Raw genomic sequence first — 13,865 nt, forward strand, 5'->3', positions numbered from 1 at the left:
GTCCGCACATCAGAGATCGATCATGCCGGCACAAAAACCTGTTGCCCACATTCTTTGCGGTGTTCAATTTGGCGGTCAGGCTGAACGCCGTCAGATTTGCCACCCATTTACGACAGGTTACAAATAGAAAGGCATTCTCATGCTTGGAACAATCCTCCTTGTGCTCCTCATCCTGTTGCTCTTCGGCGCACTTCCGAATTGGCCGCACAGTGCGAGTTGGGGCTATGCCCCTTCGGGGACATTGGGAACCGTTCTGATAGTCGTCCTGATCCTCGTTCTTCTCGGCAAAATCTAGGAGCGCCTATTCACTTGAAAGGCGATTGCGTCGAATCCTCATTCTGTTACGTCCACAAAATAGAAGCTTCCAATCTGGGGAGAGAGATTATGACTGTAGGCTTAGCACACCTTCAACCGATCGTATCCTTGATCGCCGGCATTTTCATCCTGATCATGCCGCAATTGCTCAATTACATCGTGGCGATCTTTTTGATCGTCTCGGGCATACTGGGTCTCGGGCTGATCAAATGATCAAAATTTAACGTTGCCGGAAAGAGGGGGCCGCGTTTGCCGTCAGGCGACTCCCCAGGGGCTGTCAAATCACTACAAACGTCCGGTTCACAATCGGACTGGCCGAGACGCGCATCACGACCAAGACAAGGATCATCACCCTCGGCAAGATTTCGTCTTTGCTGCAATGCATTCGAGAGGCGCCGATACATTGGCGCAAACACGACTGCTATCACGGTTCCCTAGAGTATCGCCGCGTAGAAGGGCCAAAGTATCCAGGTCAAGGCGTACCGCCAACGTCAAGGCCAAAAACGCGGTGTCTTCAATGGCGCGCATCCGCATAGTCCGAGACCGTGTGACCTCTGTATAGCGGATACTTATCGAAAGTCCGTCAGTGAAAGTTCGCTTCTTTAGAATGCGCCTGATTGCTTCGTAGGTGTTTTCCGACGCTATCCGATGCCTCTTCTTCCCGCATATAAATTTGTGGTCGAATAAGAAATCGACCGAGACAATGCCGGTCCAGTGCCGATCAATGCATTGTCATCTTTTCCATTAGGAGACGACCCATGAGCGGTACAACAGACAAGATCAAGGGCGCAGTGAATGAAGCGGCTGGCGCGGTCAAAGAGGCTGTCGGCAAGGCTGTGGGCAATCCAAACCTCGAGGTCGAGGGCGCTGGCCAAAAGCTCAAGGGCGAGGCTCAAGGGGCCGCTGGCAACGCCAAGGAAGCCGTCAAGAAGGTTATCGATAAGGTCTGATTCGCCTTTTCGGCTCAAATAAGAAGTCGTCTTTCAAAGTGGACCGAGCAGGTCGGCTTTGAAGGGCGCTAACGAAACAGTTCTCACCGCCGTGCTTCAACTCGGCAGCGGAGAAAGCCCGAGTGTCGGTCTTGTGAGGAATCGACATCCTCCACTGCTAGAATGACAGCTTCGCCATCGGTCCGGACATAGGGGGTCGGCTTCAACATAGTCGACGACAAAGTAACGATTTCAGCCTTGGAATCTACCTGCGGCCGCTGAGAAGAAGCTTGGCCCAATCGATATTTCCTGCAAACTCGAAGGGAGCGGCTTGTCAACCCCGCAAGGGGTGCGCGCCCAGGCGTTTGGCGGCCCCCGAGCGGCCGCTCATCGAAGTCAAACTCGGAGTGACGCACTGCTGCCGCTCGCCATTCTAATTCATCATGCTCAAGTAGTGGGATAGGCGGTCGACGCGAAGTGGTAGCACGGCGAATGGGTAGTTTCCGGGGCTAGCGCATGAAGGCGCCAGAACTAAGTTGTTTGTTCGCCTTTGGAACGCGTTGGAACGGCACAAGTCATTTTTGCTTCGGTATCGCTGCGCGAGCATCCGTTAGGAGGAACCGATATGTCGATGACCCTACCCATGCTTCGTCCCGAAAACGGTCTCACCCGCTATCTACTTCGAATCCGCCAGCTCCCTATGTTGGAGTTTCTCGAGGAACAGATATTGGCGCGGCGGTGGCGTGAGCACGAGGATTCGCGGGCCGCGAACGAACTCATTGCCTCGCATCTGCGCCTCGTCGTCAAAATCGCCTTCGGCTATCGCGGCTATGGCCTCCCGGTCAGCGAACTCATTTCGGAAGGCAATTTCGGACTCATGCAAGCGGTCAAACGATTCGAGCCCGAGCGCGACGTTCGCCTCTCAACCTACGCGCCGGGTTGGATTCGGGCGTCGATTCAAGAATACGTCCTGAGGTCCTGGTCTCTGGTGAGGACGGGTTCCAGCTCAAACATGAAGAAGCTGCTTTTAAACCTCCGTTACGCGAAGAGCCGCCTTTCAGCTTATGAGGAAGGCGACCTCAGACTGGAAGATGTCGCAATGATTGCCATCCGCCTTGGGGTTCGTCAGAAGGACGTCATAGAGATGAACCGGCGTATCGGAGGCGACAACACGCTCAATGCCCTGATCGCCAAGGAAGACGAGGGAGGTGTTGAATGGCAAGACTGGCCGGTCGACGCCTGTGATGATCAAGAGACGGTGCTTGTCGACCACGAAGAGGGTGGCAATCGACAAATGACGCTGCGGACCGCGCTTGAGGTTTTGAATCCGCGAGAACGTCGAATTCTCGAAGCCCGCAGACTTACTGATAATCCCGTGACGCTCACAGCTCTAGCCGCCGAATTTGGTGTGTCGCGCGAGCGCATCCGACAGATCGAGGTGCACGCCCTCGGAAAGGTTCAGCGGGAGGTTCGCGCGGGCGTGGCACACATCGATGAGCGGGCCGCCGAAGCGCACGCAATGTGGTTTGTCATCATCGAAGACGCACAGGGTGAGCACACGAGGACTCAAAGGCGGCTTCGCCATTAGCGGTCTGGCGAAAACGTAGCAATTCGGATAGGTATCCCTCGATTTGAGGCACTGAACGCTACCCTGGGCCGAAGCTATCGTCGTTTCCCCGAGCGTTACGATTGCTGTTCCTCAGCGCAAGGCAACGCTGCAAGACCAGCCCAACGGCCTCTGGCCTGAGTCTCCAGGAACGACTTCGCAATCCATAGAGTTGATGTCCGTGGCTGAAAGCCGGTGATATCCGCACTGCGCACGGCCAATTGCCTGTGCTTGTCAGAGGAGAGTAAAATGGGCCTTTTGGATTTTATAACCGGGAAGAGTAAAGCTCCGCCCGCCGCAACAGGCCGCGTCACCACGGTTACTGCCGAAGATCTTAAGAAAGAAATCGCCAAGCTGGGCCTCGACGCATCCAAGATCGACATTAAGGTCGACGGGGACAGGGTGTCACTCAGCGGCAGCGCACTAACGGCGGCAGATGTGGATAAGATTGTTCTCGCCGTCGATACCGCTAAGGGGGTTGCTAAGGTTGAGAACAGCATTGTCGCTGTAAACGCCGACGCCGAATCTAAGTTCTATACCGTGCAACGAGGGGACACGCTCTGGAAGATAGCTGAATCGCATTATGGCCACGGCAAAGGGTCGAAGTATAAAGAGATCTTTGATGCGAATAAACCATTACTGAAGGACCCCGATAAAATTTCCCCCGGTCAAAGACTTCGCATCCCAAAGCTCTAGGCGTTGGCGATTTTACATCGCGGCCAATCACCGAGGAGCCAATCATGAGCGGCAGAACCGATAATATCAAAGGCCCGGCTAACGAAGTCACGGGAGCAATCAGCGGGGCGTTGGCCGCGCGGTAGGCAATCCGAGCCTTTAGGTCGAAGGCGTCGGGCAGGAGCTCAAGGTCGAAGCCCAAGAGATGGTCGGCATGGCCAAGGACGCCGTCAAGAGGCTTATCGACAAGGCGTGGGGTTCTCATTGCCCCGATCGAGACGGCCTCTTGCCGCCCCGCAATCGCGCTGCGGATGCGTGCCGAGCGTAACCGGCAGTCCCCATCGGGCGGAAGCTTGCAGTCTCAGTAACGGCCCCGCTCTGTTGGGCGGAAGATCTACTGACCTCCCTAGCCGCGAACTCATGTTATCCACTTCGCGACGTTTAGCCCTCAGATCTTTGACTACCGTCTCGAACCCATCACCAATGCCCTCCGGTTGTGGATCATAGTCCAGCCTCGCGCGCAGACGCCATGGTTTGAAGAATACCACGTCGCATAAGTGGAAAACCGAACTTTACCAGCAGGATCGAAATGCTTGGCTATCCGGCGGCGACCATTCGTCGAACACGCCTCTCCTTGACCACGACTCTGGCGCATTATTGCAACGGATAGATTGTCTGGTCGATGATCGACCACGACGGGCCAATGTAGCGGAGGAAGCGATCGACACCGACAGACGTGCGCGGTGGCCGAATGACGCTCTCGCGGTTCTCAAGGAGCGCAAATTGCGGATTGTGCGCGAACGTCGCTTGGGTGAAAGCCTCATCACGTTAGAGTCTATGGGCAAGCGGCTAGGATTTCCAAGGAGCGCCTTCGTCAAACCGAACGTCACGCGCCCCCCCTCGCGTCACCGTGGCGGCAGATCAATCGTCAATGGACATGGATTACGACAATGATGGAAACACTATCGCGAGCGACTTTTGCAGTGGCGAGCGTGACCCTGATGCTCTTGGCTTTGGCGCTCGTTGGCTTTGGAGCGTTCGAACTCGTCTCAGCGCTGAGCCAAAACTGGCACGAAGGCGGCGATGCGCTACTCAGGGCGATCGGCTACGTCGTTATTGCCCTGGCTGTCTTCGACGTCGCCAAATATTTTGTCGAGGAAGAGGTTATCCGCAGTCGCTCGCTCGTCACGACGTCAGATGTGCGTCGCAGTCTCACGAAATTCATCTCCACAATCGCCATCGCGGTGTTCATTGAGGGATTGGTCATAGTGTTTCAGGTCAGCAAGCACGACGTAGAAAAGATGCTATATCCGACCGGACTTCTCGCGACTGCGATACTCATCGTTCTCGGGCTGGGAGCCTACCAACGGCTAAACGTCGAGGTCGAGCGTCAGGTCGACCGCAAAGACGACGCCGAACAATTCACTGCGAAGCTCGGCGCCGCAGCAGAGAGCACCAGCGACAATTCGGTACATCACTCATGTCGGATTGAGAGCGAAGGAATATAATTCGCGTCGGGGATCCAGGGCGGAACCAGCCTGTCAGAGAACGTTCTCTCGCCTGCCGATGAACATCGGAAAGCCGGGCTATCCATGACCGAGAAAAGAAGCCGCTCGGGCTCCACCCGCACCGTCGCCGCTGCATCCGTCACGCAGTCCTAGACCTAGCTGAGGGGGCGTCTCTCATCCGATCCGACGCTGTCGCCATCATATCTTTCGGAAACGCGATGATCGCCTCGTCCTGCGCAACAGCCTCCCGATTTTCTATCGCCAGATCGAGCGCGGCGACCCGCCGCGCCGAAGCCGACCAATTGGCGATGCTCAAGGCGTTGTCGGCCAGCCAGTTCAACGAAAGCTGTACCTGAACAAAAGCGGCCGCCGCTTGCATCAGGTCGCCGAGCGTCAGATCACCCGCCAGATATTTCGGCGCGCCGAGCAGGAGCGGAACGGCCGGCGCGAAGAGACCGTTCGCGCTCGTCAGGAAGACAATTCGCGTCTGTCCCTTGATGACGAAGGCCCATTGCTTTGCGAGACAAGCGAGACGTCCACGAAAATCCGGGGGCGGGCCGAGTTGGTCGCGGGAATCGTCGCTTTTTTCGAGATCGTCTCTCACCTTGGTCAGCGCATAACGGAAGTGGCCTTCGGCGGCAGCCTTGTCTTCGACGCTCATGACGAGCGGGCGTCCCAGTATCCACATGCCCAGCGACGTCATGACGGTATAGAGCACGACGGCGATAACGAGGAAGCCCGGCACGGTGACGCCGAATATTTCGAACGATCCGCCTACTTGCCAAAGCACGACGATGAAAGAGATCGATACGAGAAAGATATTGATCACGCCGCCTGCGAGATCGACGAACAATTCTACCGCCTGGCGGCCGTCATCGGCAATGCGCGCCTCCGGATTGTCGAGCGAATGCGAAATCGCCTGTTCACGGCTCGGACCTCTTTGCAGCCAACGTTCAACGAGATTTGCCGTCAGCCAGAGGCGCCAGCCGATTTGAAGTCGCATACGGCATTGTAAAGTCGCAATAGCGGCGACAGCGGTCACCGCGCCGAGGACCGCGAGTTGGACAATGCATTGAATGATGCCGTCGGGCTCGCGCGTTTGCAGCGCATCGAAGAAGCTTTTACTCCATCGGTTCACGGCAAGCGCCACCAACGTATTGAAGATCAAGCAAGCCAGAAAACCGATTGAGAGCGTCCACGCCTTCGCGCGGAGGCGGCCACGCCAAAAACCGAATGCGAGCAAAATGAACCGATGGATCAAAACGACGCCCTCCGAACGCGAGCCGATGTGCTATCGCCATAGTCGGGGCAGAGGCCTCGCTATGGAAGGTTCGGAAACTAATCAGGCAAGTGGATTTGCAAGCGGCTGCTCGCGGACCCTCTCACGTAGGGAAGTCGGGTAGAATCCGAGCCTGTCGTGCAGTTTGCGCCCGCCGAATATGAGTTCGAAGTCGGATAGCATTAAGGATACCCGTATGAAACTGCTTCTGATCTCCATTCGACGATGCGATCGGTTTGACGCTGTGATGGTTTTTCCCTGACGGCCGTACGCGGGGCTGTCGATCGGCACAAAATCGGCGGCTTGTGGCGCCCCTATCTCGCGTCCGATTCGAAATGCCGCAGCTTTCTCTTCGGCGCTTCTTTCGCCAAACCGGCGCCCACTTTGGCGGGAAGCGCTTTATCCCACGCTTGTCCGCCGTGTTTGCGGCGCGGCGCGCACGCGGGTCCAGTCCATGCCCTCAACCAACGCCATGAGTCGCGGCGCAGACAGGGGGACCATCCCCGTCACAAGCTTCGGCCAATGGAACCGGTCTTGCTCAAGCCGCTTGGCGAACACGCAAGGCCCGTGCCATCCCACCAAGCGATCTTCACCCGCGAACAGCGCGCCGCCGAAAGGGTCGGCCCCGGCGTTGGCGCGAAAGCGACTGCTCGGGAAGCTGCGCGACGTCGAGCTCAGCATTCGTGGAATTTTGCGCGGGGTCGGGTTGAAGATGGGCGTCGTGACGCGCAGGAGCTTCGAAGAACGAGCGCGGGAGCTATCCGCGGTCAAGCGATGCTCGAAACTGTCGTCGGAGCGATGCTTGTCGCGCGCGCGGCTCTGAAAACGGAATACAGCAAGCTGCGCAAAACCATTCTGGAGATCGTGCACGACGACAAGATTTGCCGGCGTTTGATGAGCGTTCCGTGCGTCTGTCCTTTCGTGGCGATCACGTTCAAGACGGCAGTGGATGACCCGACACGCATTTCGAAATCAAAAGCGGTTGGACCGTTGTTCGGACTGACGTCGAAAGAAATACCGATCGGGCGAAACCGACGTGACAGGGGGAATAAGCGTGTTGGTGCCTTGACGTGTCGGGTCTCCAAGAGAACCGCCTCGAAGCCGGCCTGCGCCAGCCCGGCGTAAAGCCATTGCGACAGCGGCCCGGCTTCGAGCCCGATCCAAGCCACCGGAAAGCCCAGGCGCTTGAAAAAGGCGTCGAGCGCATCGGGATCGCTCGCAATTTTCGCTTCCCTCAAGATCTTTCCTTTCGCATGCACAATGCAAACGCTCGAGAATTCCAAAGACACGTCAATCCCCGCATAATGGTCCACGGCTATCCTCCGCCCCTGATGCTTCGGGCCGGTGCGCAACCAGGCCCCCGTTTCGCCGTCATACGGGGGATAGCCACTGCCTTGGCCGGAGGCCCAGGGGGTCACTACGGAAGCGTAGGATTTTAGGAAGATTCGCTGTTGACCCTTATTCGCCGACATTTCATACGCCGCTAAGTATGTCATGGATGCTATCGGCCTCCGAGAAGAGTGCATAGATGTCGCAACCTGAGTCTTCGCCCTTAATGCTGGTGGGCATTGGCGCCTCTGCCGGGGGGCTTGAAGCGCTCAAGGCTTTACTGCCAACCCTGCCAAGCGACGACGGCCTGGCTTTCGTGATTGTCGTCCATCTCCGCCCAGGCCAGCCGAGCGTCATGGCCGAGGTGCTGCAGCCTTTTTCCTCCATGCCGGTCACTCAGGTGACCGAAGATCAGGAGGTCGAGGCCAACCATATCTACGTGATTCCGCCGGGCTGCAATCTCTCGACCATCGACAGCCATCTGCGCCTGACAAAAATCGAGGAAAGCCACGAGAGGCCTGCGGCGATCGATCATTTCTTCGAGACCCTGGCCAACACGCACGGCCACCGCAGCATTGGCGTGATTTTGTCGGGCACTGGCGCGGACGGCAGCTCCGGCCTCAGGAAGCTCAAGGAGCAGGGCGGGCTCACGATCGCGCAGGACCCGAAGGAAGCCCAGTTCGATTCCATGCCCCAGAACGCGATCGCAACCGGTCAGGTCGATTTTGTGCTGCCGGTCCGGGATATGCCCTGGCACATGCTGCGCTTCGCCACCACGCAACCCCGCCTCGAGATCGCCGAGCCTCTCGAACAGGCCCCAGCGGGCGATCGGGAGGTTTTGCAGAACATAATGTCGCAGGTCCGGGCGCGGACCACTATGGATTTTTCCAAATACAAGCATTCAACGGTGCTGCGCCGTATCCGGCGGCGCATGCAGCTTAACCAGAAGGAATTTATTGCCGATTATTTGGAGTTCCTGCGCTGCGATCCCAAGGAAGCCAATGCGCTCGCAGACGAGTTTCTCATCACCGTAACCCAGTTCTTCCGCGACGCAGAGGTTTTCGACTATCTGCAGAAGGAAATCATTTCCGAACTGTTCAAGGACAAGACCGCATCCGACAGCATCCGCGTCTGGTCGGTCGGCTGTGCGACCGGCGAGGAGGCCTATAGCGTCGCCATGCTGTTGCTTGAACAGGCCGGGCGCCTGGCAGAGTCGCCGCACATCGAGATCTTCGCCAGCGACCTGCATGAACCGTCGTTACGCCGGGCGCGAGAGGGCGTTTTCCCGGATACGATCGAAGCCAATGTGTCGGCGGAGCGCCTCAGACGATTTTTCGTGAAGGAGGACAACAGCTACCGAATCCGCCAGGAGCTACGTGAGCACGTAGTGTTCGCGAGCCATAATCTCCTACGTGATCCGCCCTTCTCGCGAATTGATTTGATCATCTGCCGCAATCTCCTGATTTATCTTCAGCGCGAACTACAAAGTGACGTAATTGAACTTTTCCATTACGCGCTGAATCCAGGCGGCCTGCTGTTGCTTGGCCCGTCGGAGTCGATCGACCGGGCGGCTTTGTTTCAGGTCGAAAACAAGCAGGTTTGCTTGTATCGCCGGCACAACGTGCCAGCGGCGGAACCCCGCTTGCCGGTGTTTCCCCAGACATTTCGCCGCACCGCGCCGTTCGAGACGACAGGCCTGCGCGCTCAGACCACGGGGAGCTATGGCGCCCTTCACCAGAAGATGGTGGAACGCTACGCACTGCCGAGCCTGCTCGTCGATCAGGATTTCCGGATTGTTCACGCCTCGGAGCACGCCGGACGATATTTGCAGATTCCCGGCGGAGAACTCTCAGCCAGCGTCTTTCGTCTCGCGCGCGAAGAGCTGCGCATCGAGCTGCGGGCGGCGCTGCACGCGGCGATCGAGCATAACGTGAGCAGCCACTCCCGTCCGATCCTCATCGAGCTGGATGGGAAGAAAAAGCAAGTCGTCCTGCATGTGCGGCCTTCGACGGATCCCGACCTGGGCAATCTCCAGCTCGTGATTTTTGATGAATATGAAGCGCCCGAGACGGCGCCATGCCCGCCCGTCGGTCCCGACACCGCCGAGGCGCATGCCGAACTGGAGGCGACCAGGGAGCGGCTGCGCGCGGTCGTTGAGCAATATGAAACCTCACAGGAGGAGATGCGCGCGGCCAATGAGGAGCTGCAATCCGTCAATGAGGAGTTGCGCTCGACACTGGAAGAGTTGGAGACCAGCAAGGAAGAATTGCAGTCCATGAATGAGGAACTGCAGACCGTCAATCAGGAGAACCGGCACAAGGTCGGGGAGCTGAGCCAGCTCACCAGCGATCTCCAGAACCTGATGGCGGCGACGGAAATCGCGACGCTATTCCTCGACCGCGAGCTTCGAATTCTCCGCGTGACGCCGCGCACCCGCGAACTTTTCAACATCCGCGCCAGCGACCAGGGCCGCCCCTTCACGGAATTGAGGCATCGCCTCGGCTATGACCAGCTCGAACAGGACGCGTTGCGCGTGCTCGAAAAGTTGGCGCCGATCGAACGGGAAATCCAGAGCGAAGCGGGCGACTGGTATCTCACGCGGATAAACCCCTACCGTTCATCCGCGGATCAGATCCGGGGCGTGGTGATTACCTTCGTGGAGATCACCAAGCTGAAGAACGCCGAACTCGCGACGCGCAACAGCGAGGAGAATTTCCGCGCGCTCGTCACCGCCTCGGCGCAGATGGTCTGGACAACGGACGCCGACGGCAATGTCGTTGAGGATTCCCCGACCTGGCGTGCGTTCACGGGCCAGTCGTTCGAGCAGCTTCGGGGCTCTGGCTGGGCCGAAGCCGTGCACCCGGACGATCGCGAACCGACCACGAAGAAATGGCGCCACAGCGTCTCCACCCAAACGCCGCTCGACGCCGAGTTTCGCGTCCAACATGCGAGCGGCGGCTGGCGCTGGACCCATGCGCGGGCCGTGCCCTTGCGTGACGACTCCGGGAAGCTGCGCGGCTGGGTGGGCATGAACGCCGATGTGACGGAGCGAAAGGCGACGGAACTCGCCCAGCGCGAGGCGGAGGCGGCGTTGCGCGAAGCCAGCAGGCGCAAGGACGAGTTTCTGGCCATGCTCGGCCACGAGCTTCGCAATCCGCTCGCGCCCCTGCGCAACGCAATGACGATTTTCGAGAAGCGGCTCCCTCCTGACCCAGAGCTGCGACGGATCCGGGACATCTCCGAACGGCAGGTGCTGCACTTGGCCCGGCTCGTCGATGAATTGCTGGATGTCGCCCGGATCAGTTCCGGGCGTCTGGAGCTGAAGACCAAACGGGTCGATCTTCGAGACATCGTCAACGCGGCGGTGACCAACCGGGACACCGCAATAAAGGAGCGACGTCATGAGCTCGCCCTCATGCTCAGCCCCCGACCAGTGGAAGTCGAGGGCGATGAGGTGCGCCTTGTGCAGATCGTCTCAAACCTTCTCGACAACGCCGCCAAATACACCCCCGAGCATGGGCGTATTCGAATCACCTTGCGACAGGAGGGTCACGCCGCAGTTCTTTCGGTCGCGGATAATGGCGTCGGCCTCGCTCCAGAGGCGCTGACCAGCGTGTTCGACGTCTTTGCCCGAGTGGACCCGCCCGGCGGAAATCCGGTCAGTGGCCTGGGGCTGGGTCTTACGCTGGTTCGGCGGCTTGTTGAACTTCATGGCGGTGCCGTCGAGGCGCATAGCGAAGGGCCGGGAAAGGGCGCCGAATTTGTCGTGAGGCTCCCGCTCACGGTATCGGCCGACACGCCCGGCCCCGCCTCTGACGGCGGCGCGCCCGATAGTGGCCCCATCGCGCCGAGACGCGTCCTGTTGGTCGATGATAACCGCGATGCGCTGTATAGCCTGAAGCTGCTGCTGGAGATGGAGGGCCACACCGTGTTCAAGGCGCTCGACGGGAAAAGCGCCCTGGAGACGGCTGCGAAGGAAGCGCCAGAAATCGTGGTCCTCGACATTGGTCTGCCGGATATGGACGGCTACGAATTGGCGCGGCGGCTGCGGCAGCTGGAGGCGACCTCAAAAGCTGTCCTCGTCGCCGCGACGGGATTCGGCCAACAGCAAGATCGCGCCCGCTCTGCTGCAGCTGGCATCGATTATCATCTCGTCAAGCCCCTAGACATGAATTCATTGCGGCGCACTCTCAGGAAAACGCAGCGCGTTACTGAAGGTGAAGATAGGTGGTGAGAAGCCAAAGGCATCGAAATGGATGACTGCGCCCCGCTTGGTCCATCGCATTTGTTACTTCTTGACCATACGGCGAGCCGTCAACGAATTAACTGCAGACTCTGCGAGTGACGTTGCAGTACGCCGTCCCGATCGGTATCTGACTCCGTAATCGACGATCGCCGTTTTGTTCACGAATCGATACGCGCATCTCGACGCCGACCCACTGCGTCACGCGGCCAACGCCATTTCGACTTCAATTGCTGCGGCGCTGGCGGGAGACGCTCCGAAACCGCAACAGTTCGACTCTAAATGACAAAATCCCAGCCTCACGATGCGGAAAGTACGGGCTCGCGGGGGGCAGGCTCGTTGGACGCCACCCTGTTAGCGGGTGTCCAGAATACGCCGTCCCCCGTTTCAATGTGCACCAACAATTAAAACCGGCTCGATTGTCGAACACCACTCCGCCGCGGGCTTTTATGCGCTTAACGATGCGATTTCACGAAACTCTCCCCATAAAAGCGGCGAAAAACTCTCCGGATCATCTGAAAATCGGGTGGGCGCCCTTCGCAGAAACAATTTTACCCAAATTTTGTCATAATGACGCGTTCACTGTGACCTCGCATGGCTGGCGACAGCCTTCATTTTCTTTCCATCGGATTTAACCACTGAGATCGTCGGCGCTCGATTTCAAATTGCAAGAACCTTCGTCAGTAAAACACCTCCACGAAAACCTGGTGCCGGCCGCCCTTCGCTCTCATCAAGAGATCGCCGCTCTGGGTGAAATCGCCTCCGGGTCCGAACACGGATTTCAGGCCGAAATGGTCACGTTGATCAGGCTTTGACGGGTATCGACTTGGGTTCCCCCTTGAAAAGGTAGCGGAATGGATGTCGGTCTGCGAGATTTGAGATGGGCGGTCATTTCAGCTCAGCATCGTAGCCTTCGCAAGGCCGCCGAAAGCTTGAGCGTGCGACAATCGACATTAAGCCGCACGCTCCGCAGCCTCGAAGTTCGCGTGGGAGCGGAACTGTTCGAACGAACCAACGGCGGCACCCGCCCCACCCCCATCGGCCGGGAATTCCTAGAAGCGGCCCGGAACATCATTGCAGAAACCGACGCCGCTTTCGCAAGGCTGAGGGCCATGTCGCACGGGCAAGCAGGACGACTGACAATCGGCGTCTATGTGTCGCTTGCCGCAGGAAACCTGCGAGCCACTCTGGCCGAATACCATAAGCGGTTCCCGGAGGTGGACATACACACCATAGACGGCGCTCAAGATCGCCTGCTTTTAGATCTGACCGCCAGCATCGTCGACGTTGCAATCATGACCACCTGGTGCCCGGGCTGGGGCGATCGAAGGTTGCCGCTTTGGGGCGAACGCGTGATCGCAGCTCTGCCGGATGGTCATCCGCTCTGCCTGAAGCCAGCAATCCGGTGGGCGGACCTTGCCGGCCAGCCCCTGCTTATCAAGCAACGCGGCTCAGGGCCCGAGATGCAAAGGTTCATCGCCACCAAGCTCGATTTGTTCGGCGCGCCGCGGCTACTGCACCAAGATGTCAGCTTCGATCGGTTGATGGGCCTGGCTGGGGCCGGGATCGGCATTTGTCTGATGCTCGAAGGCGCCACCGGGGCACGATACGATGGCGTCGTCTACCGGGAGATCCACGATCATGACGGCCCCACCCGAATCAATTTCGCCGCCTATTGGCGCGAAGCCAATAAGAACCCGACGCTCGGCCCTTTTCTCGACATTTTGCGCGAGCGCTATCCGGATCTTTCGCCAGTTGTCGCGGCGGACTGAACATGTTTACGGCGGCGGATGAGCGGGAGCCGTTTCTTCTCCTGCCCTGTTCGCCGCCGCCTCCAGCAAAGTTTCGAGCTTACCCATATCTGCGCGCTTTATCAGATGGTGGTTGAAGCGGCGTCAATGACTCGCCGCCGAGCCCTTTCGTCCCCATTCGATAAGGCGGCGACCAGGATCGCCTCGCGGCTCACCGCCGATTCACGAAT

10 protein-coding genes and 2 pseudogenes are annotated in these 13,865 nt (G+C 58.6%); 8 read left to right on the plus strand and 4 right to left on the minus strand.

The window, feature by feature from the left end:
• The first annotated feature begins 139 nt into the window (after window positions 1–139).
• The 6 genes from H2LOC_RS10280 (at window position 140) to H2LOC_RS10305 (ending at window position 5,033) form a co-directional block, all read left to right on the plus strand.
• On the plus strand, window positions 140–295 hold the full coding sequence (locus H2LOC_RS10280) for a DUF3309 family protein (protein WP_136496312.1): 156 nt from the start codon (window positions 140–142) through the stop codon (window positions 293–295).
• Between the two features lie 89 nt (window positions 296–384).
• Window positions 385–528: a DUF3096 domain-containing protein gene (locus tag H2LOC_RS10285; RefSeq protein WP_136496313.1), complete on the plus strand. Its 144-nt coding sequence runs from the start codon at window positions 385–387 to the stop codon at window positions 526–528.
• 545 nt (window positions 529–1,073) lie between these two features.
• Window positions 1,074–1,265: a CsbD family protein gene (locus tag H2LOC_RS10290; protein WP_136496314.1), complete on the plus strand. Its 192-nt coding sequence runs from the start codon at window positions 1,074–1,076 to the stop codon at window positions 1,263–1,265.
• A 604-nt stretch (window positions 1,266–1,869) separates the two neighbouring features.
• Window positions 1,870–2,832 carry an RNA polymerase factor sigma-32 gene (locus H2LOC_RS10295; RefSeq protein WP_136496315.1) on the plus strand — a complete coding sequence of 321 codons (963 nt, stop codon included), beginning with the start codon at window positions 1,870–1,872 and terminating at the stop codon, window positions 2,830–2,832.
• 267 nt (window positions 2,833–3,099) lie between these two features.
• Window positions 3,100–3,546, plus strand: a complete 447-nt coding sequence (lysM, locus tag H2LOC_RS10300) for a peptidoglycan-binding protein LysM (protein WP_136496316.1) — start codon at window positions 3,100–3,102, stop codon at window positions 3,544–3,546.
• A 929-nt stretch (window positions 3,547–4,475) separates the two neighbouring features.
• Complete coding sequence (locus H2LOC_RS10305) at window positions 4,476–5,033, plus strand: GNAT family acetyltransferase (RefSeq protein WP_202620567.1); 558 nt, start codon at window positions 4,476–4,478, stop codon at window positions 5,031–5,033.
• Window positions 5,034–5,172: 139 nt separating this feature from the next.
• Here H2LOC_RS10305 and H2LOC_RS10310 read toward each other — a convergent pair whose 3' ends face one another.
• The 3 genes and pseudogenes from H2LOC_RS10310 to H2LOC_RS10320 form a co-directional block, all read right to left on the minus strand.
• Complete coding sequence (locus tag H2LOC_RS10310) at window positions 5,173–6,294, minus strand: SbmA/BacA-like family transporter (RefSeq protein ID WP_343040090.1); 1,122 nt, start codon at window positions 6,292–6,294, stop codon at window positions 5,173–5,175.
• A 417-nt stretch (window positions 6,295–6,711) separates the two neighbouring features.
• On the minus strand, window positions 6,712–6,993 hold the full coding sequence (gene tnpB / locus H2LOC_RS22080) for an IS66 family insertion sequence element accessory protein TnpB (RefSeq protein ID WP_136496318.1): 282 nt from the start codon (window positions 6,991–6,993) through the stop codon (window positions 6,712–6,714).
• A 380-nt stretch (window positions 6,994–7,373) separates the two neighbouring features.
• A pseudogene (locus H2LOC_RS10320) lies at window positions 7,374–7,625 on the minus strand (IS110 family transposase); the annotation flags it as partial.
• A gap of 215 nt (window positions 7,626–7,840) precedes the next feature.
• Between H2LOC_RS10320 and H2LOC_RS10325 the strand changes: the two are divergent.
• Entirely contained in the window at window positions 7,841–11,875 is a 4,035-nt protein-coding gene (locus H2LOC_RS10325) for a chemotaxis protein CheB (protein ID WP_136496319.1), read from the plus strand.
• Here H2LOC_RS10325 and H2LOC_RS22085 read toward each other — a convergent pair.
• Window positions 11,816–12,046: pseudogene (locus H2LOC_RS22085) on the minus strand (hypothetical protein); the annotation flags it as partial. The gene H2LOC_RS10325 and the pseudogene H2LOC_RS22085 overlap by 60 nt on opposite strands.
• Window positions 12,047–12,738: 692 nt before the next feature.
• Here H2LOC_RS22085 and H2LOC_RS10330 point away from each other — a divergent pair.
• The gene (locus H2LOC_RS10330; protein WP_136496320.1) at window positions 12,739–13,656 is read left to right on the plus strand and encodes a LysR family transcriptional regulator; all 918 of its coding nucleotides are present in this window, start codon (window positions 12,739–12,741) and stop codon (window positions 13,654–13,656) included.
• The last annotated feature ends 209 nt before the right edge of the window (window positions 13,657–13,865 follow it).

The organism is Methylocystis heyeri, from assembly GCF_004802635.2.
Taxonomy (GTDB): domain Bacteria; phylum Pseudomonadota; class Alphaproteobacteria; order Rhizobiales; family Beijerinckiaceae; genus Methylocystis; species Methylocystis heyeri.